This is a genomic window from Streptomyces sp. NPDC000151 (assembly GCF_040301705.1).
Classification (GTDB): Bacteria; Actinomycetota; Actinomycetes; order Streptomycetales; family Streptomycetaceae; genus Streptomyces.
On sequence record NZ_JBEPFC010000086.1, the window covers coordinates 1 to 22,878 of the forward strand.

Annotated in this window: 15 protein-coding genes; 8 read left to right on the forward strand and 7 right to left on the reverse strand. The window is 72.3% G+C overall.

Features of this window, described 5'->3' with window-relative positions; translation table 11 throughout:
• Both ABT381_RS22615 and ABT381_RS22620 read left to right on the forward strand, forming a co-directional pair.
• Positions 1-1,074 (forward strand): AAA family ATPase (locus ABT381_RS22615; RefSeq protein ID WP_351597232.1); only part of this gene is annotated, 1,074 nt, incomplete at its 5' end.
• 277 nt (positions 1,075-1,351) lie between these two features.
• A complete protein-coding gene (locus ABT381_RS22620; RefSeq protein ID WP_351597235.1) occupies positions 1,352-2,770 on the forward strand; it encodes a sugar porter family MFS transporter in 1,419 nt (472 codons plus the stop codon).
• A gap of 212 nt (positions 2,771-2,982) precedes the next feature.
• On the opposite strand, the gene ABT381_RS22625 is transcribed toward ABT381_RS22620, so the two are convergent.
• The 3 genes from ABT381_RS22625 to ABT381_RS22635 all read right to left on the reverse strand — a co-directional run bounded on the left by ABT381_RS22625 (position 2,983) and on the right by ABT381_RS22635 (position 6,993).
• A complete protein-coding gene (locus ABT381_RS22625; RefSeq protein ID WP_351597238.1) occupies positions 2,983-3,978 on the reverse strand; it encodes an LLM class flavin-dependent oxidoreductase in 996 nt (331 codons plus the stop codon).
• Positions 3,979-4,071: 93 nt separating this feature from the next.
• Complete coding sequence (locus ABT381_RS22630; protein WP_351597241.1) at positions 4,072-5,535, reverse strand: purine-cytosine permease family protein; 1,464 nt, start codon at positions 5,533-5,535, stop codon at positions 4,072-4,074.
• A 234-nt stretch (positions 5,536-5,769) separates the two neighbouring features.
• Positions 5,770-6,993, reverse strand: a complete 1,224-nt coding sequence (locus ABT381_RS22635; protein ID WP_351597243.1) for an NAD(P)/FAD-dependent oxidoreductase — start codon at positions 6,991-6,993, stop codon at positions 5,770-5,772.
• 145 nt (positions 6,994-7,138) lie between these two features.
• Here ABT381_RS22635 and ftsY point away from each other — a divergent pair, with 145 nt between their 5' ends.
• A complete protein-coding gene (gene ftsY, locus ABT381_RS22640) occupies positions 7,139-8,368 on the forward strand; it encodes a signal recognition particle-docking protein FtsY (RefSeq protein WP_351597246.1) in 1,230 nt (409 codons plus the stop codon).
• A gap of 298 nt (positions 8,369-8,666) precedes the next feature.
• Here the strand turns inward: ftsY and ABT381_RS22645 are convergent, their stop codons facing one another.
• Entirely contained in the window at positions 8,667-9,344 is a 678-nt protein-coding gene (locus ABT381_RS22645; protein WP_351597249.1) for a bifunctional DNA primase/polymerase, read from the reverse strand.
• A gap of 443 nt (positions 9,345-9,787) precedes the next feature.
• Between ABT381_RS22645 and nsdA the strand changes: the two genes are divergently transcribed.
• The 5 genes from nsdA to ffh all read left to right on the forward strand — a co-directional run bounded on the left by nsdA (position 9,788) and on the right by ffh (position 18,819).
• On the forward strand, positions 9,788-11,275 hold the full coding sequence (gene nsdA, locus ABT381_RS22650; protein WP_351597287.1) for a transcriptional repressor NsdA: 1,488 nt from the start codon (positions 9,788-9,790) through the stop codon (positions 11,273-11,275).
• A gap of 292 nt (positions 11,276-11,567) precedes the next feature.
• The gene (locus ABT381_RS22655; protein WP_351597252.1) at positions 11,568-12,992 is read left to right on the forward strand and encodes an ammonium transporter; all 1,425 of its coding nucleotides are present in this window, start codon (positions 11,568-11,570) and stop codon (positions 12,990-12,992) included.
• Complete coding sequence (locus tag ABT381_RS22660) at positions 12,989-13,327, forward strand: P-II family nitrogen regulator (RefSeq protein ID WP_030267115.1); 339 nt, start codon at positions 12,989-12,991, stop codon at positions 13,325-13,327. Before ABT381_RS22655 ends, ABT381_RS22660 begins: the two co-directional genes overlap by 4 nt.
• 952 nt (positions 13,328-14,279) lie before the next feature.
• Positions 14,280-17,018: a [protein-PII] uridylyltransferase gene (locus ABT381_RS22665; protein ID WP_351597255.1), complete on the forward strand. Its 2,739-nt coding sequence runs from the start codon at positions 14,280-14,282 to the stop codon at positions 17,016-17,018.
• Between the two features lie 241 nt (positions 17,019-17,259).
• Positions 17,260-18,819, forward strand: coding sequence for a signal recognition particle protein (gene ffh, locus ABT381_RS22670; RefSeq protein ID WP_351597258.1), 1,560 nt, complete (start codon positions 17,260-17,262; stop codon positions 18,817-18,819).
• A 147-nt stretch (positions 18,820-18,966) separates the two neighbouring features.
• Here ffh and ABT381_RS22675 read toward each other — a convergent pair whose 3' ends face one another.
• From ABT381_RS22675 to ABT381_RS22685, 3 genes are all read right to left on the reverse strand, one after another.
• On the reverse strand, positions 18,967-20,298 hold the full coding sequence (locus ABT381_RS22675) for a phosphopentomutase (protein WP_351597261.1): 1,332 nt from the start codon (positions 20,296-20,298) through the stop codon (positions 18,967-18,969).
• 93 nt (positions 20,299-20,391) lie between these two features.
• Positions 20,392-21,696 (reverse strand): alanine racemase, encoded by a 1,305-nt coding sequence (locus ABT381_RS22680; RefSeq protein WP_351597264.1) that lies wholly within the window; start codon positions 21,694-21,696, stop codon positions 20,392-20,394.
• A 2-nt stretch (positions 21,697-21,698) separates the two neighbouring features.
• Positions 21,699-22,877, reverse strand: coding sequence for an aminotransferase class V-fold PLP-dependent enzyme (locus ABT381_RS22685; RefSeq protein WP_351597267.1), 1,179 nt, complete (start codon positions 22,875-22,877; stop codon positions 21,699-21,701).
• Position 22,878: the final 1 nt, after the last annotated feature.

The following is a 22,878-nucleotide window of genomic DNA, read 5'->3' on the forward strand; positions in this document are numbered from 1 at the left end:
GCCGAGCAGCGGCGCGCCCGGCTGCGCCACGAGGCGCGGGTCGCCTCGGCGGTCGCGGACGGCGCGCGGCAGCTGCTCGCGCATGTCGAGGTCTCGCTCGTGCGGGCCGAGGAGGAGCGGGCCGCCGCCGAGCTGGCGAAGGCCGAGCGGGAGCAGGCGCTGGTCGCCGAGCGGTCCCAGGGGCGTGAGCTGAAGGACGCGCTGGACAAGCTGACGGACTCGGTGCACCGGGGCGAGGTGCTGGGCGCCGAGAAGCGCATGAAGATCGAGCAGCTGGAGACGAAGGCGCTGGAGGAGCTGGGCGTCGAGCCGGCCGGGCTGGTCGCCGAGTACGGCCCGGACCAGCTCGTACCGCCGTCACCGGCCGCCGAGGGCGAGGAACTGCCGGACGATCCGGAGCATCCGCGCAATCAGCCGGTGCCGTTCGTGCGGGCCGAGCAGGAGAAGCGGCTCAAGGCCGCCGAGCGCGCGTACCAGCAGCTCGGCAAGGTGAACCCGCTGGCCCTGGAGGAGTTCGCGGCGCTGGAGGAGCGGCACAAGTTCCTCAGCGAGCAGCTGGAGGACCTGAAGAAGACCCGCGCCGACCTGCTGCAGGTCGTCAAGGAGGTCGACGAGCGCGTCGAGCAGGTGTTCACGGAGGCGTACTGGGACACGGCCCGCGAGTTCGAGGGTGTCTTCGCGCGGCTCTTCCCGGGCGGCGAGGGCCGGCTCGTACTGACCGACCCGGACAACATGCTGACCACCGGCGTGGACGTGGAGGCGCGGCCGCCGGGCAAGAAGGTCAAGCGGCTGTCGCTGCTCTCGGGCGGCGAGCGCTCGCTGACCGCGGTGGCGCTGCTGGTGTCGATCTTCAAGGCGCGGCCGAGCCCGTTCTACGTGATGGACGAGGTCGAGGCGGCGCTGGACGACACCAATCTGCAGCGGCTGATCCGGATCATGGAGGAGCTGCAGGAGAGCTCCCAGCTGATCGTGATCACGCACCAGAAGCGGACCATGGAGGTCGCCGACGCGCTCTATGGCGTGTCCATGCAGGGCGACGGTGTATCGAAGGTCATCAGCCAGCGACTGCACTGAGACAGTCGGCGACTGCACTGAGCCCGCCGCGGACACGGGTGTGGGCCGCCGACCTGCGGCGTTCGCTGCACCGTTCACAACATGAACTCAACATGTACGCGATTGCCGACAGTAACGGGGTCAATGAATTCCGTACCCCCTATTGACTTCGAAACTTGAAGGCATAGTCTCTGCAACGTTGCTTTTACCTTCAAGTGGTGCGTGCCGTGTTCGCAGCCGCCACTGGAAGGGCCAGCCCCCTACGCCCGGCAGCGCAGCCGGGCCACTGGAGTACACGTTGACCAGCACCGCGCAGCCGACGGTCGCGGAAGGCCGCAAGGCCAAGCCCGACCACCTCGGCCATGTCATCTTCATCACCGCGGCTGCCGCGATGGGCGGCTTCCTGTTCGGTTACGACAGCTCCGTGATCAACGGTGCCGTCGAGGCCATCCGCGACCGCTACCACGTCGGCTCCGCCGGGCTCGCCCAGGTGATCGCGATCGCGCTGATCGGCTGCGCCATCGGCGCCGCCACCGCGGGCCGGATCGCCGACCGCATCGGCCGCATCCGCGTCATGCAGATCGCCGCGCTGCTGTTCACGGTCAGCGCCGTCGGCTCCGCCCTGCCCTTCGCGGTCTGGGACCTGGCCATCTGGCGGGTCATCGGCGGCTTCGGCATCGGTATGGCCTCGGTCATCGGCCCCGCCTACATCGCGGAGGTCGCGCCGCCCGCGTACCGCGGCCGGCTCGGCTCCTTCCAGCAGGCCGCGATCGTCGTCGGCATCGCCATCTCCCAGCTGGTCAACTGGGGCATCCTGAACCTCGCCGACGGCAACCAGCGCGGCGAGATCGCCGGCCTGGAAGCCTGGCAGTGGATGCTCGGCGTCATGGTCGTCCCGGCCGTGCTCTACGGCCTGCTCTCCTTCGCGATCCCCGAGTCGCCGCGCTTCCTGATCTCCGTCGGCCGCCAGGACAAGGCCAAGGAGGTGCTCTCCGAGGTCGAGGGCAGCTCGGTCGACCTGGACCTGCGGGTCGAGGAGATCGAGCTGGCGATGCGCAGCGAGCACAAGTCGTCGTTCAAGGACCTGCTCGGCGGCAAGGGCGGCTTCCTGCCGATCGTCTGGGTCGGCATCGGCCTCTCGGTCTTCCAGCAGCTGGTCGGCATCAACGTCGCGTTCTACTACTCCTCGACGCTGTGGCAGTCCGTCGGCATCGACCCGAGCAGCTCGTTCTTCTACAGCTTCACCACCTCGATCATCAACATCCTCGGCACCGTGATCGCGATGCTCTTCGTCGACCGGATCGGGCGCCGTCCGCTGGCGCTGGTCGGCTCCGCCGGTATGGCCATCGCCCTCGCGCTGGAGGCGTGGGCCTTCTCCGCGAAGACCGCGGGCGGCACGCTGCCGACCACCGAAGGCACCGTGGCCCTGATCGCGGCCCACTTCTTCGTGCTCTTCTTCGCCCTGTCCTGGGGCGTGGTGGTCTGGGTCTTCCTCGGCGAGATGTTCCCGAACAAGATCCGTGCCGCGGCCCTGGGCGTCGCCGCCTCGGCCCAGTGGATCGCCAACTGGGCGATCACGGCGACCTTCCCGAGCCTGTCGGAGTGGAACCTCTCCGGCACGTACGTGATCTACATGATCTTCGCCCTGCTCTCGATCCCCTTCGTGCTCAAGTACGTGAAGGAGACGAAGGGCAAGGCGTTGGAGGAGATGGGCTAACCACCCCGCCAGCCTTTCTCCTCACCACGGATCTGCCCCGGCTCCCCGATGGAGCCGGGGCAGCCGCATGTCAGGGGCCGGCGTTACCGTGCTCGCCGTACCGGACCCGCCGTACCGTTTCGCCCCGTCCTTCCCCCATGGGGGGACGCAGGCCCCCTGCTCAGCACAGTACCGGGGGCCACTGACAATGCGGCCGGGCCCGATGCGCGCCTTCAGGGCTTGAGCCGCGGCAGCACCCGCTCCGCGAAGAGGTGCAGCGACCGCCAGCCCTCGTCGACGGGCATCCCGCCGCACAACGGGTGCAGGATCAGCGAGTCCGACGCCTCCGTCTTCTCTGTCTTCTCTGCGTACGTCACGCATTCCTCGGGCGTCAGCACCCGGTACACGCCCTCCCGGCGCAGCGCCGCCACGTCCGTGGCCGCCGACCGCACGGCCGAGCGGATGCCGGCGCCCTGCCAGCCCGCGTACGTCCGCGCCTCGTACAGGAAGTGCTCCCCGTAGCGCGCCCAGGCCCGGTCCGGGTCCTCCGCGACGTGCAGCAGCGCCGTACTGGCGGGCGGCTGCATCACCCAGCCCTCGTGGCCGTGCTCGGCGCACTGCCGGTGGTAGTACGCGATGAGCTCCGGCAGGTGGGCGCTGGGGAAGAACGGCAGCCCGAGCCGTGCCGCGCGCCGCGCCGCGGGCCGCGAGCCGCCGCCGACCAGCAGCAGCGGGTGCGGCCGGGTGGCGGGGCGCGGCGTGACACGGACCGTGCGCCCCCGGTACGTGAACGGCTCGCCCGTCCAGGCGCTCAGCAGCGTCTCCAGCACCTCGTCCTGGAGCGCGCCGCGCCGCCGCCAGTCCACGCCGTGCGCCGCGTACTCCTCGGGCCGGTAGCCCAGGCCCGCGACGGTCACCAGCCGGCCGCCGCCCAGGAGGTCCAGTACGGCCAGGTCCTCGGCCAGCCGCAGCGGGTCGTGCAGCGGGGTGATCAGCGCGGAGACCGTGACGGCGACCCGGCGGGTGGCGCCGAGCACGGCGCCGGCGAAGGTCAGCGGCGAGGGCATCCAGCCGTTGTCGGTGGCGTGGTGCTCCTCGGTCTGCACCGTCGTGATGCCCAGGTCGTCGGCGTACTTCGCCATCGCGACGGCCGCCTGATAGCGCGCCGCCAGGCCCTCCGGGGTGGGGGCCGGGTCGACCAGGTTGAAGCGCAGGACCGTGACGGGCATGACAACGTCCCCTTCGCCGCGGAGGTGGCGAAGGGGACGTTAGCTGATGCTGTGTCAGATGTGGAGGGGTTGGACGAAGCCCCCTAGGGGCCTCTAGCGCCCGGCCGGTATCGGCTCCGGCGTCGCGCCGCCCTCCGCGGGGACGTTCTCGCGCGGCGTGGGCAGCACCGCGAAGACCACGGCGGCGATGGCGATCGTGACCGCCCAGCCCAGGCCGTGGGTGCCCAGCCAGGTGCCGGCCAGCGGCCCGGTGAACCAGTTGACCTTGGTCAGGCACAGGCCGGCGGCGAGCGCGACGGTCCAGGCGGTCAGCGCCTGCCAGCAGAAGCCGGCCCGGTACCAGTACCGGCCGCCGCGCGAGGTGTCCATGAGCGCCTCGGCGTCGTACCGGACGGTGCGGCGGGCGCGGCGCGCCATGTCGATCGCGTACACGCCGATCCAGGCCGAGAAGGAGACGCCGAGCAGGGTCAGGAAGGTGATGAACTGGCTGATGAAGCTGGTCGCGACCAGCATCATGAAGCCGCCGCCGACCAGGCTGATGACGGCGTTGATGCTGACCGCGAGGGGGCGGGGCAGCTTGACGCCCATGGTCTGCGCGGTGAAGCCCGCGGAGTACATCGACAGGCTGTTGATCAGCAGCATGCCGACCACGGCGGTGAGCAGGTACGGGACGGCCAGCCAGGTCGGCAGGATGTCACCGAGGAACGCGACCGGGTCGCTGGCCTTGGCCAGGTCCGGGGTCTTGGACGTCATGACCGCGCCCATCAGCACCATCGGCACCATGACCAGGCCCGCACCGGAGACGGTGGCGCCGACGATCTTCTTGCCGGAGGCCGAGCCGGGGAGGTAGCGGGTGAAGTCCGGGCCCGAGGGGACCCAGCTGAGTCCGCCGGCCGCGATGGTGCCCACGCCCGCGATCACCATCGCCGTCGAGCCGGCCTTCTGCGCGAAGATCTCGTGCCAGTCCATCTTGGCGATCAGGTAGATCAGCACCAGCACGCTGAAGACGCCGAAGATGTACGTCGACCACTTGTTGCAGAGGTTGAGGACCTTCCGGCCCATGCCGCTGACCAGGAACGTCGTGGCGACGAAGAGGAACAGCGTGACGATCGTGAGGACGTTGTTGGCCTCGATGCCGAAGACCAGCTTGAGGATGGTCAGCAGGGCGAACGCGCCGGTGACCGCGTTGATCGTCTCCCAGCCGAAGCGGGCGATCCACAGGATCATGCCGGGGAAGTAGTTGCCGCGGACGCCGAAGGTGGCGCGCGAGAGCAGCAGGCCGGGCGCGCCGCCCCACTTGCCGGAGACCGACAGCAGGCCGGTGAGGCCGAAGGAGACGGCCGCGGCGATCACCGCGACGAGCAGTACCTGCCAGAAGTTCAGCCGGTTGAAGACGACCAGGGCGGCGCCCATGGTCAGCAGCAGCACGCTGATGTTGGCGGCGACGTAGGTCGAGAACAGTTCGCGGACGTGTCCGCGGCGTTCGTGGTCCGGGACCGGCTCGATACCGCGGGTCTCTACGGTTCCTTCGGTCTCGGGGGAGGCCTTGGTGTCCATGGTGCAGGTGTCTCTCGTGCGCTGGGGCAGGGGCACCCCCACAGGGGGCAGTCGGCAGCGGCTGTGGTGCCAGGCTGCGGGGCGCGGTGGCCGTCGAGGACTCTACGCGCGTTGCGCGGCCATTCCCATCGTACTTTGCACCAACTTCCTCCCGTAAGACCCGTTGGACCCTCCGACGAGTCACTCGCGTCACACTCTTCGTCGGAGGGTCCATGATCAGGCCGGAAACGCTGGTCAGCCGGTGGGCTCCGGCATCGGCCGGCGCTGGCCCACCCGGAAGTCGGCCCGGCGCAGGATCTCCTCGGCGTCGTCCACCGGCGGATGGATCCAGGTCTCGTTGATCGCGCGCTTGCGCGCCTTCGCGTACGCCACCGGCACCTCGCGCAGCGCCCGGTCCCAGCCGCTGGTCAGCACCGCGCCCGCGCCGCCGAGATCGAGGCAGGTGACGTACGGATCAGTGGCGAACGGGGCCCGGTCCAGCCCCAGCAGATCCGCCGCGGCATTGTGCCCCGCGAACTTCCCCTGCGGCGTCGCGTGCTGGCAGCTCTGCGTCACCGTGTGGCCGTCCTCGGCGGGCGCGGCCGCGGTGTCGCCGGCCGCGTACACCTCCGGCAGCCCGCGCACCCGCAGCCAGCCGTCCACCGCCAGCCGCCCCAGTCCGTCCCGCTCGGCGGGGAGCTGGGCGGTGAGGCCGCTGGCCCGCACCCCGGCCGTCCACACGGCGGTACGGGAGGGGAGCGCGCTGCCGTCGGAGAGGTGGACGGCCCGCTCGTCGACGCGCTCGATCGAGACGCCGAGCCGGCGCACCACGCCCAGCTCGTCCAATGCCCGCTCGATCACCGGCCGGGCCGCCTCGCCGAGCCCGCGCCCCACGACCGTGTCCCGCTCCACCAGTACGACCTCGACCTCGTCCGCCAGTCCGTGCGGCGCGGCGATCGCCCGCAGCCGGCCCACCAGCTCGGTCGTGGCCTCCACGCCCGTGAACCCGGCGCCGGCCACCACCGCCGTGAATCGCCCGGGCCCCGCGGGCGCGTCCGGCAGCCCCTGGAGGTGCTTCTCCAGGGCGACGGCTGCGTCCATCGTGTCGATGTCGTGCAGCAGCCCGGCGCCGGGGAAGCGCGGGCGGACCAGCGCGCTGCCGGTGGCCAGCACCAGCCGCCGGTACGGGAGCTCCGCGGGTCCCTCGGGGCCGTCGGCGGTGACCACCCGGCGGGCGGTGTCGATGCCGGTCGCGGTCGCGGCGATGCGCGGCACACCGATGGGCCCCAGGACCCGGTCGAGCGGCACCCGGTACGCGGCCGGGTCCGCCTCGTACAGCCGGGGGCGGATCGTGAGGTCGGGGTCCGGGGTGAGCAGCGCGACCGTGGGGGAGGCGTCGTGGGCGCGCAGCAGGCGGGCGGCGCCCGCGGCGGCCCACATCCCGGCGAAACCGCCGCCCACAATCAGGATGTCCGGCATCCGGATTCTCCTTCCAGTGCCCCGCGGCTCGTTCCGCGGGGATGAATCTGGATAGTACACATCCTGATTCTTATCCGGACAGTGGACATCCAGGATTGGCGGCCTGCGGCCCCGGGGGCGGTGTGTGCCCGATACTGAGGGAGTTATGGAATTCGTCATCCTTGCTGTAGTCATCGCTGTGGTCGCGCTCGGCGCGATCAGCGGGCTCGTCGTCAGCAGCCGCAAGAAGAAGCAGCTGCCGCCGCCCCCGCCGACCACCCCGTCCGTCACCGCGCCGCCTGCGGAACCGCAGGTCGGTGAGGACGCCGAGACCCCCCGCGACGAAGAACGTCGCACCATCGAAGAAGTGGGCCTGCCGGACTCCGGCGCCACGCTCGTCGAGGAAGCGCCGGTCGCCGAGCCGGAGGCGCCCGCCGCGCCCGAGGTCGAGGTGCCGGAGCCGACCGCCGGCCGGCTCGTCCGGCTGCGCGCCCGGCTCTCCCGCTCGCAGAACACCCTGGGCAAGGGCCTGCTCACGCTGCTCTCCCGCGAGCACCTCGACGAGGACACCTGGGAGGAGATCGAGGACACGCTGCTCACCGCGGATGTCGGTGTGCAGCCCACGCAGGAGCTGGTCGAGCGGCTGCGCGAGCGCGTAAGGGTGCTCGGCACCCGCACCCCCGACGAGCTGCGCGGCCTGCTCCGCGAGGAGCTGCTCGCCCTCATCGGCACCGAGGCCGACCGCTCCGTGCACACGGCGAACGGCCTGGGCCCGACCGGCCAGGAGATCCCCGGCGTCGTCATGGTCGTCGGCGTCAACGGCACCGGCAAGACCACCACCACCGGCAAGCTCGCCCGCGTCCTGGTCGCCGACGGCAAGTCCGTCGTGCTGGGCGCGGCCGACACGTTCCGCGCCGCGGCGGTCGACCAGCTGCAGACCTGGGGCGACCGGGTCGGCGCCCGCACCGTGCGCGGCCCCGAGGAGGGCGACCCCGCCTCGGTCGCCTTCGACTCGGTGAAGGAAGGTATCTCCGAGGGCGCGGACGTCGTACTGATCGACACCGCCGGCCGGCTGCACACCAAGACCGGCCTGATGGACGAGCTGGGCAAGGTCAAGCGGGTCGTGGAGAAGCACGGTCCGGTCGGCGAGGTACTGCTCGTCCTGGACGCCACCACCGGGCAGAACGGCCTGGTGCAGGCCCGTGTCTTCGCCGAGGTCGTGGACATCACCGGCGTCGTGCTGACCAAGCTGGACGGCACGGCCAAGGGCGGCATCATCGTCGCCGTCCAGCGCGAGCTGGGCGTGCCGGTGAAGCTGGTGGGCCTGGGCGAGGGCCCGGACGACCTCGCGCCGTTCGAGCCCGAGGCGTTCGTCGACGCGCTGATCGGCGACTGATCGGAGCGTGGACGGGTTAGCAGCCCGCGTCCGAGGCCCGCGCCGGGCCCCGGCACCGAGACGGAGACACCGAGCCCCGCCGCACACGGAGTGCGACGGGGCTCGGCGCTTGCGTCCGGCGGTGCGGCGCGGGGATGACGCGCCCGCGCGCCGGGCGTGGGCGGTGGTTTTCGGGCGGGTGTGCGAGGGGATCGGGGCGGGGGGCGGCTGGATCGGGTCGGGGGCCGATCGGGGCGGGGTGCGGGCGGGCGCACGGTCGGTGCGCGTACGCGTACGCGCCTGCGGGTGCTCGTGCAGGTCAGGCGCAGAGGCGATGGCATACGTAGGCCAGCGTGCCCAGCAGTAGCTTCGCCTCCGGGGGATGGCCCACGCCGTCCAGCGTCGGCGGCCGCAGCCAGCGCATCGGTCCGAGCCCCGCGAGGTCGCACGGCGGCGCGGTGATGTGGTCGCCCGGGCCCAGCGGCCGCAGGTCCAGCGAGGCGTCGTCCCAGCCCATGCGGTACAGCAGCGTCGGCAGTCCGGCGGCGGCGCCCGGCGCGACGAAGAACAGCGCCCGCCCGGTCGGGGTGGCGGCCACCGGCCCCAGGGGCAGGCCCATCCGTTCGAGGCGCACCAGGGCCGTGCGGCCCGCGGCGACCGGTACGTCGAGGATGTCGAAGCTGCGGCCGACCGGGAGCAGTACCGAGGCGCCCGGCGTCTCCGCCCAGGCCGCCGCCGCCTTCTCCAGCGTTGTGCCGGCGGGCAGCACGTCGGCGAAGGGAAGCGGGTGGGCGCCGGGGCCGGCGCAGCGCGCCGCTCCGCACGAGCAGACGGCCCGGCCGTCGCCGCCCCGCGCCGCGCGGGTGCCGGGCACGACGTCCCAGCCCCACAGCCCGGTGTACTCCGCCACCGCCGTGCTCTCGGCGGAGCGGACCCGCCGCCTGGCGCCGTGGCGAATGTCGCGAAACTCCCGGATGCCGCCGATCGTGAAGCCCATGCCCCCTCCAACGGGTCCTACAGGTCAGTGGTTACGTGCCGGAGTGTTGCCGTGACGCTCCGTTGCCAGTCGCGGTCGTTGACGGTGTGACGTAGTGCTGTGGGTTGTGCGGCGTGACACGCGCGCCCTCGAGTGCTCCTCTCCGCCCAACCCTTCTCGACCTGTGTCAAGTCAATCGCGCTGAGCCGCGGAGGAGTTCATTCGAAGGGGTGGCGAATGGTGGCGTTTCCTGGATCGGCCTCGCGGGAGGCGTGATCGTAGGATTACTTTCGGTGCACGAACCGGGAGGGGTATCCGCCACATGGGTATGCCAACGGCAAGCAGAGTGACCGCTTGGTGGCTTTCCGGCGGCCGGAATCCGTGGTCGGCTGGGGTCACTCCAGGACAGGCGTCGCGTAGGAGCGGCATCCTGTCGGAGGTTCGTGACAGGACGACAGATCCGGATGGGGGCGTTCGAGTTGGGCGGCAACGGCGGCACGTGCGCTGACAAGCGCCCGAACGAGCAGTTGGGTTCGTGGTTCGTGCGCAGCGGTTGGTCCAAGGGCGAGCTCGCCCGCCAGGTCAACCGCCGCGCCCGGCAGCTGGGCGCACACCACATCAGTACCGACACCTCACGGGTCCGCCGCTGGCTGGACGGCGAGCAGCCCCGGGAGCCGATCCCCCGCATCCTGTCGGAGCTCTTCTCCGAGCGCTTCGGCTGCGTCGTGAGCATCGAGGACCTCGGCCTGCGCACCGCGCATCAGTCCCCGTCGGTCTCCGGCGTGGACCTTCCCTGGGCCGGGCCCCAGACGGTCTCCCTCATCAGCGAGTTCTCGCGCAGCGACCTCATGCTGGCGCGGCGCGGCTTCCTCGGGACCTCGCTGGCGCTGTCCGCCGGGCCCGCCCTCATCGAGCCGATGCAGCGCTGGCTGGTGCCCACGCCCTCCGGGGCCGGGGACGAGACCGGGCCCGAGGCCGGGCGCCGCCGCGGCGGCCGGCTCTCGCAGCCCGAGCTGGAGCTGCTGGAGTCCACGACCACGATGTTCCGGCAGTGGGACGCCCAGTGCGGCGGCGGACTGCGCCGCAAGGCCGTCGTCGGGCAGCTGCACGAAGTCACCGACCTGCTCCAGGAGTCGCACCCTCAAGCGGTCTCCAAGCGGCTGTTCAAGGTCGCCGCCGAGCTCGCCGAGCTGGCGGGCTGGATGAGTTACGACATCGGTCTGCAGCCCACGGCGCAGAAGTACTTCGTCCTCGCGCTGCACGCGTCCAAGGAGGCCGGCGACAAGCCCCTGGGCTCGTACATCCTCTCCAGCATGAGCCGCCAGATGATCCACCTCGGGCGCCCCGACGACGCCCTGGAGCTGATCCATCTCGCGCAGTACGGCAGCCGCGAAATGGCCACGCCGCGCACGCAGGCCATGCTGTATGCGATGGAGGCCCGCGCGTACGCCGGCATGGGCCAGCCCAGCAAGGTCAAGCGGGCCGTCCGGATGGCGGAGGACACCTTCGCCGACGTGGAGCCCGGCGCGCGGCTGGAGCCGGACTGGATCCGCTTCTTCTCCGAGGCCGAGCTGAACGCCGAGAACGCCCACTCGTACCGCGACCTCGCCTACGTCGCGGGCCGCAGCCCGACGTACGCCTCGCTGGCGCACCCGGTCATGGAGCGCGCCGTCGAGCTGTTCGGCAAGGACCCCGAGCACCAGCGCTCGTACGCCCTCAACCTCATCGGCATGGCCACGGTCCACCTGCTGCAGCGCGAGCCCGAACAGTGCGCGGACATGGCGCACCGGGCCATACCGTTCGCGAAGCAGGTGCGCTCGGAGCGGGTCAACACCCGGCTGCGCAAGACCGTGGACACCGCGTCCCGGGACTTCTCCGAGGTCGCCGAGGTGATCCAGCTGACCGAGGAACTGCAGCACCACCTGCCGGAGACCACCGCGGAGGCGGTCTAGCGAGCAGGCCCCCGAAAACCCCGGCCGTGACCACGCCCCGTACAGCCCGACTCGGCTCCCCCATCGCCAGGTCTGCGGGCGCGGTCACGGCCGGTTCGGTATTCAGGTGGCCCCACAGCCGCTTAGGTGGCCCCCACAGGCGTTCATCCGGGCGTAACACCGTGGTCGCCTTCGTCACTGCGGCGAAACACCGGGACGCTTCACCGGAAACGGCGCTGCGTCAATCTCGTGGCGAAAGCCGGCCCATCAGCACCACGCCCGCACGGGCCGCATCGACGACGAGGAGACGCCGATGCCCCCAGGCATCCTGACGCTCGCAGCAGACAAGGTCGAGCTGAGTCCGGCCAACACCGGATTCATGCTGATCGCCACCGCCCTGGTGATGGTGATGACCCCCGCGCTCGCGTTCTTCTACGGCGGCATGGTCCGCGTGAAGAGCGTCCTGAACATGCTGATGATGAGTTTCATCAGCCTCGGTCTGGTGACCGTCCTGTGGGTGCTCTACGGCTTCAGCCTCGCCTTCGGCACCGACCACGGCTCGGTCATCGGCTGGACCGGTGACTACCTCGGCCTCAGCGGCATCGGCCTCACCGAGCTCTGGGACGGCTACACCATCCCGGTCTACGTCTTCGCGGCCTTCCAGCTGATGTTCGCGATCCTCACCCCCGCGCTGATCAGCGGCGCCCTCGCGGACCGCGTGAAGTTCTCCGCCTGGGCCCTCTTCATCGTCCTGTGGGTGACGATCGTGTACTTCCCGGTCGCCCACTGGGTGTGGGGCGCCGGCGGCTGGCTCTACGAGCTCGGCGTGATCGACTTCGCGGGTGGTACGGCCGTCCACATCAACGCCGGTGCGGCGGCCCTGGGCGTCATCTTCGTCGTCGGCAAGCGGATCGGCTTCAAGAAGGACCCGATGCGGCCGCACAGCCTGCCGCTGGTCATGCTCGGCGCGGGCCTGCTGTGGTTCGGCTGGTTCGGCTTCAACGCCGGCTCCTGGCTCGGCAACGACGACGGCGTGGGCGCGGTCGCCTTCCTCAACACCCAGGTCGCCACGGGCGCGGCGATGCTCGGCTGGCTCGGGTACGAGAAGCTGCGGCACGGCTCCTTCACGACGCTCGGTGCCGCGTCCGGCGCGGTCGCAGGGCTGGTCGCCATCACCCCGGCCTGCGGCGCGGTCAGCCCCCTCGGCGCCATCGCGATCGGCATCATCGCCGGTGTGCTGTGCGCCATGGCCGTCGGCCTGAAGTACCGCTTCGGCTACGACGACTCCCTCGACGTCGTCGGCGTCCACCTGGTCGGCGGTGTCGTCGGCTCGCTGCTCATCGGCCTCTTCGCCACCGGCGGCGTACAGAGCGACGCCAAGGGACTCTTCTACGGCGGCGGCCTGGCCCAGCTCGGCAAGCAGTCCGTGGGCGTGGTCTGCGTCCTGCTCTACTCCCTCGTGGTCAGCTTCCTCCTTGCCAAGGTCGTCGACCTGGTGATGGGCTTCCGGGTCAGCGAGGACGAGGAGCTGGCGGGCGTGGACCAGGCCGCCCACGCGGAGACGGCGTACGACTACGGCGGCACCGGCGGCGGCACGACCCTGACCCGTACAGCGGCGCCGGCCCCCGGTGACACCCCGGCAGGGGCCGCCGGGGCCACGGCCCAGGCCCCGCAGGCAGGATCATCGGCTCAGGCCCAGGACGGTACTCCGGGCAAGGCGAAGAAGGTGGACGCGTGAAGCTCATCACGGCAGTAATCAAGCCGCACCGGCTGGACGAGGTGAAGGAGGCCCTGCAGGCATTCGGCGTGCACGGCCTGACCGTCACCGAGGCCAGCGGATACGGCCGGCAGCGCGGCCACACGGAGGTGTACCGCGGCGCCGAGTACACCGTGGACCTCGTCCCCAAGATCCGCATCGAGGTCCTGGTCGAGGACGCCGACGCCGAACAACTGGTCGAGGTAGTCGTCAAGGCCGCCCGCACCGGCAAGATCGGCGACGGCAAGGTCTGGTCCGTCCCGGTCGACGAGGCAGTCCGCGTCCGCACGGGCGAACGGGGCCCGGACGCGCTCTGAGCGACGCTCTGAGCGGCGCTCGCCCTGGTGTGGGCGGGGTGCCGGTGGGCGGGTCGCTCGGCGGGGGGGGGCGGGTGTGCCCGCCTTGCGGGGGCGGGTCGGCACCGGGGCCGCTGGGGACGCCGGGATCGCGGGGGTCGCCGGGACTGCGGGGGTCGCCAGGTCTGCCGGGACCGTCGGGATCGCCGGGACTGCCGGTGCTGTCGGTGCTGCCGGGATCGCCCGGGGCCTCACCGGTCTATTCGGGTCCGCGGAAGGCAAGGGCTCTGTGGGCTTCCGGCTCACGGCGGGGCCGGCCCGCTGGACGGGTTCGGGGATTCGGGTCCGTTCGGTTGGGGGGCGCTCCGGGGACTTCGGTCCGTTCGGTTCGGGGGCGCTCCGGGGACTCCAGTCCGTTCGGTTGGCGGGCGGCTCCGGAGCCTGGCCGCCTGACGGTTCCCGCAATACCGGCCCGCCTGCTGGCTCCGGGAAGCCGCCCACCTGATGCCCTACGGTCCGCCCGTCCGCCCGCGGTGTACTCCGCGACCCCCGCCCACTGAGTACTTCGGGGCTCGGGGCTCCGGCCCGCTGAGTACTTACTCGGAGGCCCCGGCCCGCTGACGGGCTCCGGCCTCTCGGTCCGCCCAGCGGAATCCCCGGGACCCAGCCCGCTGATGGGGCCGGGGCCCCGCCCCCGTCGGGCACCGGACGGCCGATCCGGACGGCCGATCCGGAGGGCCGCCCACCCGGCGGTACTTCCAGCCCGTCCGGCGTTTGAGGACATCTTCACGGGGCCCGGGGCCGTTGCCCCGGTTTCGGGAAGGGGTGGGTCCGGGGCACACAAGCCGCCCGGCAGCGGCGACCACCGGCCGCCAACCACGCCGACCGGACACGCAACGGCAAGCCGCGAGACACCCGGCAGCCGATGCCACCCCAAGCCGATGCCACACCGAACGAACAAGGAGCGCGCGAGGTGACCGACAGCGTCGAGGAGACAGCAGGCGTCGACCGGACGGCCGGCCCCGGCAGCAACACAGCCGCAACCGGCACCCCGGACAGCCCCGCCCCGGGTAGCCCCGGTACAGACGGCCCCAGCACCGGCAGCCCGAGCACGCACGACGCCGCCCCCGCCGACCAAGGCGGCCCCGCCCCCGACTACCCCGCCGCCCGCCTGCGCCTTCTCCAGGACGACACCACGACCGGCCCCGACCGCCGCGCGGCCCTCGCCCGCCTCACCGACACCTGGCTGGCCGGACTCTTCGAGCGCGCCGCCGCCCAGAGCGGCGTGACCGGCGCGGCCCTCGTCGCCGTAGGCGGCTACGGCCGCGGCGAACTCTCCCCTCGCAGCGACCTCGACCTGCTCCTCCTCCACGACGGCAAGGCGTCACCCCAAGAGGTCGCGACCCTCGCCGACCACCTCTGGTATCCGCTCTGGGACCTCGGCCTGGACCTGGACCACTCCGTCCGCACGCTCGCCGAGGCCCGCCGCACCGCCCGCGACGACCTCAAGGCCCAGCTCGGCCTCCTCGACTCCCGCCACCTCGCCGGCAGCCCCGACCTCACCACCGCCCTGCGCACCGCGAGCTTCGCCGACTGGCGCGAGGCCGCCCCCAAACGCCTCCCGGAGCTGCACGCGCTCTGCCTGGACCGGGCCGACCGCCAGGGCGAGCTGCAGTACCTCCTCGAGCCCGACCTGAAGGAGGCCAGAGGCGGCCTGCGCGACGTCACCGCCCTGCGCGCGGTGGCCGCCTCCTGGCTCGCCGACGCCCCCCGGGCCGGCCTGGAGGCCGCCCGCGGCCGCCTGCTGGACGTACGCGACGCCCTCCACCTGGTCACCGGCCGGGCCACCGACCGGCTCGCGCTCCAGGAGCAGGACCAGGTCGCGGCGGCCCTCGGCCTGCTCGACGCGGACACACTGCTGCGCCAGGTGTACGAGTCGGCCCGCACGATCTCGTACGCCGGTGACGTCACCTGGCGCGAGGTCGGCCGGGTGCTGCGCTCCCGCTCCGTACGGCCCTCGCTGCGCGGGCTGATGAGCGGCAGGAGCGGGCGGATGGCGGCCAAGGGCGAGCGTTCGCCGCTGGCCGAGGGCGTCGTGGAGCACGACGGCGAGGTCGTACTGGCCCGCACGGCCCGCCCCGAACGGGACGCCGTGCTGCCGCTGCGTGCCGCTGCCGCCGCCGCCCAGGCGGGCCTGCCGCTGTCCCCGCACGCCGTGCGTCGGCTGGCCGCGGCGGCCCGCCCGCTGCCGGTGCCGTGGCCGGCCGAGGCCCGCGAGGAGCTGCTGACCCTGCTGGGCGCGGGCGCGCACACCGTGCCCGTATGGGAGGCGCTGGAGGCCGAGGGGATCATCACGCGGCTGCTGCCGGACTGGGAGCGCGTGCGCTGCCGCCCGCAGCGCAACGCCGTGCACCGCTGGACCGTCGACCGGCACCTCGTCGAGACGGCCGTACGGGCCTCCGCCCTGACCCGTCGCGTCCACCGCCCCGACCTGCTCCTCATGGCAGCCCTCCTGCACGACATCGGCAAGGGCTGGCCCGGCGACCACTCGGTGTCCGGCGAGACCATCGCCCGCGACGTGGCCACCCGGCTCGGCTTCGACGCCAAGGACACGGACGTCATCGCCACCCTCGTCCGTCACCACCTCTTCCTCGTCGAGACCGCCACCCGCCGTGACCTGGACGACCCGGCCACGGTCGCCGCGGTCGCCCAGGTGGTCCGCTCGGCGGGCACGCTGGAGCTGCTGCACGCCCTCACCGAGGCCGACGCGCTGGCCACCGGGCCCGCCGCCTGGAGCCGCTGGCGCGAGGGGCTGGTCGCCGACCTGGTCCGCCGGGTCGGCGGGCTGCTGGCGGGCGAACCCGACGCGACCACGCCCACCCCGTGGGAGCCCACAGCGGAACAGGAGCGCCTCGCCGTCGAAGCATGGCGCACCGGCGAACCGGTACTGGCCCTCCACACCCGGGCGGAGCCGCCCACGGAGGCGCCGGAGCCACCGCCGAACGACACCGCACCCCGGCCGGAGCCCGCCGGGGCCCAGGAACCGGTCGGCGTCGAACTTCTCATCGCCGTTCCGGACCGCCCGGGAATCCTCCCCGCCACCGCCGGCGTACTCGCCGTGCACCGCCTCACGGTCCGCGCCGCCGACCTCCGCGTCATGCCCCTGCCGGAGCAGCTGTCCGGAGCGGCCGATCATGGGAAGGACGGTGGGGCGGACACGCGCCCAGAAGCCGAGCCTCGGCCCACGACGGGCACGGTCTCCTCGCCCGCGGCCGCCCGCCGCCCGATGCTGCTCCTCAGCTGGCGGGTGGCGGCCGAGTACGGATCGCTGCCCCAAGCGGTCCGGCTCCGCGCCGACCTCGTACGGGCCCTGGACGGCACGCTCGACATCCCGGCCCGCCTCGCCGAGCGCGAACGCGCCTACGCACGGCGCTCGCGCCGGCTCCAGGCGCCGCCGCCCCGGGTCACGGTGGCGCCCGGCGGTTCCCGCTCCGCCACCGTCATCGAGGTACGCGCCCAGGACGCCCAGGGCCTGCTGTACCGGATCGGCCGCGCCCTGGAGGACGCGGGCGTCACGGTCCGCAGCGCCCACGTCAGCACCCTCGGAGCCAACGCGGTGGACGCCTTCTACGTCACGGACCCCGACGGCGCCCCGCTCCCGCCCGACACCGCGACCGAAGTGGCCCAGGCCGTGGAACGCGCCCTGAAGTGACCCGGAGCACCGCCCCCGCGACCGCGCCGCACCACCGGGCGCTCCCGGCACTCGCGGTCCCGGCGTCCTCCGTGTCCCCGGCGCTCCCGGGCGGCCGGAAGGGGCGTCGTTCTGCGCCCGGCGCACGGGGTGAGCCCGTCCCTCTCCGTCTCTTCGGGTAGGGCCGGACGTTCTGTACCGTGGGGCGGATACTCTAGAAGCCGATTGACTCCACCCCCGACCCCGAGGATCGACGACCGCCGTGTTCGATACGCTTTCCGACCGCCTGGCGAGTACTTTCAAAAATCTCCGGGGCAAGGGGCGCCTCTCCGAGGCGGACATCGACGCCACCGCGCGCGAGATCCGGATTGCGCTGCTCGAAGCGGATGTCGCGCTGCCCGTCGTCCGCGCCTTCATCAAGCAGGTCAAGGAGCGCGCGCTCGGCTCCGAGGTCTCCCAGGCGCTGAACCCCGCCCAGCAGGTCATCAAGATCGTTAACGAGGAGCTCGTCGGCATCCTCGGCGGCGAGACCCGTCGCCTGCGCTTTGCCAAGCAGCCGCCGACGGTGATCATGCTCGCCGGCCTCCAGGGCGCCGGTAAGACCACGCTGGCCGGCAAGCTCGGCCGCTGGCTCAAGGCGCAGGGCCACACCCCCATGCTGGTCGCCTGCGACCTCCAGCGCCCGAACGCCGTGAACCAGCTCTCCGTCGTCGCCGAGCGCGCCGGCGTGGCGATCTTCGCCCCCGAGCCGGGCAACGGCGTCGGCGACCCGGTCAAGGTCGCCCAGGACTCCATCGAGTACGCCCGCGACAAGCAGCACGACGTCGTGATCGTCGATACCGCCGGCCGCCTGGGCATCGACCAGGAGCTGATGCAGCAGGCCGCGGACATCCGCGACGCGGTCAAGCCGGACGAGGTCCTCTTCGTCGTCGACGCCATGATCGGCCAGGACGCGGTCAACACCGCCGAGGCGTTCCGCGACGGCGTCGGCTTCGACGGCGTGGTGCTCTCCAAGCTCGACGGCGACGCCCGCGGTGGTGCCGCGCTCTCCATCGCGCACGTCACCGGCAAGCAGATCATGTTCGCCTCCAACGGCGAGAAGCTGGACGACTTCGACGCGTTCCACCCGGACCGCATGGCGTCCCGCATCCTGGGCATGGGCGACATGCTGTCGCTCATCGAGAAGGCCGAGCAGACCTTCAGCCAGGCCGAGGCCGAGAAGATGGCGGCCAAGCTGCAGAAGGGCCCGAAGGAGTTCACGCTCGACGACTTCCTGGCCCAGATGGAGCAGGTCCGCAAGATGGGCTCCATCTCGAAGCTGCTCGGCATGCTGCCCGGCATGGCGCAGATGAAGGACCAGATCAACAACCTCGACGAGCGGGACGTGGACCGCACCGCCGCGATCATCAAGTCGATGACCCCGGTCGAGCGCCAGGATCCGACGATCATCAACGGCTCGCGCCGCGCTCGTATCGCGCGCGGTTCGGGTGTCGACGTCAGCGCCGTGAAGAGCCTGGTCGAGCGCTTCTTCGACGCCCGCAAGATGATGTCGAAGATGGCCCAGGGCGGCGGCATGCCGGGGATGCCGGGCATGCCCGGGATGCCGGGCATGGGTGGCGGCGCCAAGAAGAAGAAGCAGCAGAAGAAGGTCAAGGGCAAGCAGCGCAGCGGCAACCCCATGAAGCGCAAGGCCGAGGAGGAGGCCGCCGCGGCCCGCCGCGAGGCGGCCCAGAACGGCAACCCGCTCGGCCTCCCGCAGGGCGGCCAGGACGCCCCGCAGAACTTCGAACTCCCCGACGAGTTCAAGAAGTTCATGGGCTGACGCGCAACCGCCAGCCGCCTTCCGCCTCTACGGCCCCGCCCGGACCCCTCCGGCCGGGGCCGTACGCGTACACCATCCGGCTGGGGCCCTCGTACGCAGGCGGGGAGACGTGTACGTACTCGGCCCCTGCCACCGCCCTCGCCCCCGTCAGTGTGTGCGGCCTTCCGGGCCCGCTGCCTCCGTGGCATGGGCGAGGTGCGAGGTGTGAGTGTGCTCTGCGCCGCGTATAGGACACTCCTGGGGGAGTGGAGTGCCGCTGGCGAGGCCGGCCGGGCTCAGGCCCAGCGCGACGGCCGCGGTGGCGCCCACGTCCGCCAGCGACGCGGCGTCCGGGAGACGCTCGGTGGCCGCAGCGGCGGGACGGTGGATCAGTACCGGCACGAACTCCCTGGTGTGGAAGGCGTGTCCGATCGTCGGGTCGTTGCCGTGATCGCCGGTGACGATCAGGCGGTCCCCGGGCGCCGTGAGCAGCGGCAACAGCGCCGCGATCCCCGCATCCACCCGCCGCAGCACGGCCGCATACCGCTCCGGGTCCTGCTGGTGCCCGGCCAGATCGGTCTCCTGCACATTGCTGACCACCAGCACCGCCCCTTCCGGCCCCGCGCTCCCGCCCCGCCCGGCCTCGCGCACCGCGTCCAGCGTGTGCCCCAGTACTTCCCCGGTGTCCACCGCCGGCCGGCGCACCGCCGCCTCGCAGGCAAGGATGTCGGCCGCCTTGCCGACGAGCGTGACGGGCACGCCCGCCCGGGCGGCGGCCTCGGGCAACTGCCGGGTGTGGTCCAGCGGCGCGCCCAGATGCTGCACCTCCAGCCCGCCGTTGCGGTAGAAGCCGCTGGCCGGGGTGTCCAGCCCGACCGTGCCGGCCTCCCCGTGCCGTACGAACCCGGGCAGCGGCCCGTCGGCGTGGCCGCCCACCGCGATCACCCGCGCGACCGGCGCGACCGACCTGACCACCCGCGCCACGGCCAGCACCTGCGCGAACGGCGCCTCGTCCAGCCGTGCCGAGGCGTTCCAGTTGATGCCCGGATCGGCCTCCAGGTTGTCGTGCACCAGCACCCGCCCGTCGACCACCAGCAACGGCTTGCCGTCGAGCAGTTCCGTACGGTGCCCGGCCGCCCGCAGCGCCGCGGTCACCTCCTGGAGGTGCTCGGCGAGCCGGGCCACCGTCACCCGGCTGAAGTCGGCGCCCATCATCGTCTGGTGCCCCGCATACGTGTCCGCGCCCGGATACCCCAGCGCCGCCCGGCCGGCCGCGACCGGCAGCGAGGGGTGTGGCGCGAGATCCGGATGCGGGTGCACGGAGCCCAGCCCGAGCGCGCCGAGCGTGGGCAACTCCAGCGGGCGGCCGGTCGTCGCGCGGTGGTGGTCAAGGAGGTGGCCGAGGGTGTCGGCCTTCATATCGCCGGGGCGCAGCGCTCCGGCATCGGGCATCGCGCCGATGCCGAAGCCGTCGACGACGAGGATGACAATCTTGCTCATGGCGGTTCCTGGCGTCCGAGTCGGGTGAAGCAGGTACGGATTACGGAGGGGACGACGGGGGAGCGGGGCCGCCTGGCGGGCGGTGGTGGCTGATCAGTAGGGCCTCCCGAGAGGGTCGTAGAGGCCGCTGAGCTTCGGCGTGCCCGAGGCCAGTCCGGAGACGACGGCCACGCTGCTGCGGGTGACGAAGATCTGGGTACGGAAGGCGAGCACGGCGGTGTCACCCACCCGCGCGTCCCCGGGAGCGAGCAGCCGGTAGTAGTCGATGTTCGCGGCGGGGGCGTCCTCGACCCGCAACCGAGCCCCGGTACGCGGGATCAGCGCCTCCTTGGCGCCGCCCCGGGCGTAGAACCCGCCGCCGTACAACGCGGGCCGGCCGTCGGCGAGCGTATGGGCGACCTCGCTGACGTACACGTACGCGGGCTTCTCCGGCTGTGCATGGTCGATGGCGTGCAGCGGGGTGGTGCCGGTGAGGGCGTGGCCGGGCTCCCCGTGCGTCGCGCCCAGCCGCGCCAGCAGCGGCAGGGTGGCCATCGATGTGGCGCTCGGCGCGCTCAGCTTGAGGTCTGTGTAACCGCGGGCGGCCAGCCGCTCCACGGCGGCACGGGCCAGCGCGAAGTTGGGCGTGGGTCGCGGCTCGCCCGTATCCGGATCGCACAGCACACACGGAAACGCCGTGACACCGGCCACCCGGATCCCCGGCAGCCGCTCGGCCTCCGCGACAAACGCGTCCAGACCGTCCATGCGGGCGAGACCGTCCATGCCGGTAAGACCGTCCAGACCGTCCGGCCCGGTTCGGTCGCCGATCGAACCGCTCGGACCACCGACGGAACCGCATCGATCATCCGCTCGGTCCGGGCCATCCGCACCGTCCGGGCCGTCGTCACCGCCGTCGAGCCGTACTCCGCCCTCCTGCCCCGGATAGACCGCACCGGCCGCGCCCTCCAGTCGGATCAGTACGTCCTGCACGAATCCGAGCCGGGCGGCGGCGTCCGAGACGGCTCGGGCGTTCGCCAGGTCGTACACGGTGACGGTCTCCGGGCGCCAGGCGAGCATCTCGGGCAGCGCACGGGCCGGGATCTGGACGAGATGGCCGAGGTTGCCGGCCTGCGCGCCCGCGGCGTGCAGAATGCGGGCCTCGGGCGGATCGATGGCCGCGAACCGCGGGATGTGCCGCGCGATGGCCTCGATCAGCTCCGGGTTGCGGCCGATCTGCTTGACCACGAACCACAGCGACAGACCGAGCCGGTCCGCCTCCCGGGCCAGCAGCTCGGCATTGGACTCGATGGCGTCCAGATCCATGACGTACGTGTCCGGCGGAATGGCCCCGGTGTCGTGCAACTCTGCTGCGAACGCGACCAGTTCCGGGTTGCGGTGGAGGACGGCGTCGAGGAACACGGTCAGCCCCCTGTCTCACGAAGGTCGCGCAGCGATCGGCGCAGGATGTCGAGCACGAGATCCGCGCCGGCGCGCATGGGATTGATCCGCACGGTCCACTCCGCGAGCTCCGGCGCGTCCTCAAGGGACGAGCTCGACATGCGGTAGAACAACGGGGCGATCTCGTATCGGGAATTGGAGCCGACGGGGTAGGGCGCCGCCCCGTACCGTGCGGCCACGATGGGCAGTTCGCGGGCCACCGGACGGTCCAGCCGCACCAGCAGACAGCGGTCCTGGGCATTGGCGATGCGGACCTCGGCGACGCCCGGTACCTCGCCCGCCGCCAGCCGTTCGGCCACCTCCGCGCCCATCGCGGACTGCAGCGACCACATCACCGGTACGTGGGTGAGGGCGCGCAGCGCGTCGAGCGCCTGGTGCCCCTGGACCTGACCGCCTCCGGAGTAGTTGTCCGCGTGCACGCGCGACACCAGGTCGGCCGAGCCCACCACGGCACCGACGCCCTCCGGTCCGTGCAGCTTGAAGAGTGAGAAGCAGGAGGCGTCGGCGCCCAGTTCGACTCCGCTCTTCGGAACCCGTATGACCGCGTAGTTGTCGTCGACGACCGCGCGCACGCCGGCCGCGCGGCACGCCGCCAGTACCTCACCGGGGTCGTAGGAGTCGGCCAGCCGCTGCCGGGTGTGCTGCACGTACGCCCAGGAGAACCGCCCGCTGTCCAGCGCCTCCGCCAGCGCCGAACGGTCGTTGAAGTCCACCTCCGTCACCGCCATGCCCAGGCCGCGCAGGGTGACGGCGGTGGTGCGGTAGACCGGTGCGCGGTGGATGAGGAGCGGATCACCCGCGCCGAGCACCGCGGAGAGCGCGGCGCGGATCGCGCCGGTACCCGCCCCCTGGACGAGGGCGGCGTCCTCGGCCCCGAAGAAGTCGGCGAGTACGGCCTCCACCCGGGCGGTCGTACGCGGCCGGCCGAGCCCGGGGACGACGCCGGCGTCCGCCTCGAAGAGCTGCTCGCCTGTGAAGTGCCGTGCGACGCATTCCAGCAGTCGGTTCTGCCGCGCGACGGCGTCCGCCAGCGGCACGGTCGGCAAGGGGAAGGTCTTCGGCAAGGTCTTGGACGTCGAGGCCGCTCCGGGGCCGTCCCCGGTCCCCGGCCGCTGCCCAGCCAGCCGTTCCTGTGCGGGCATC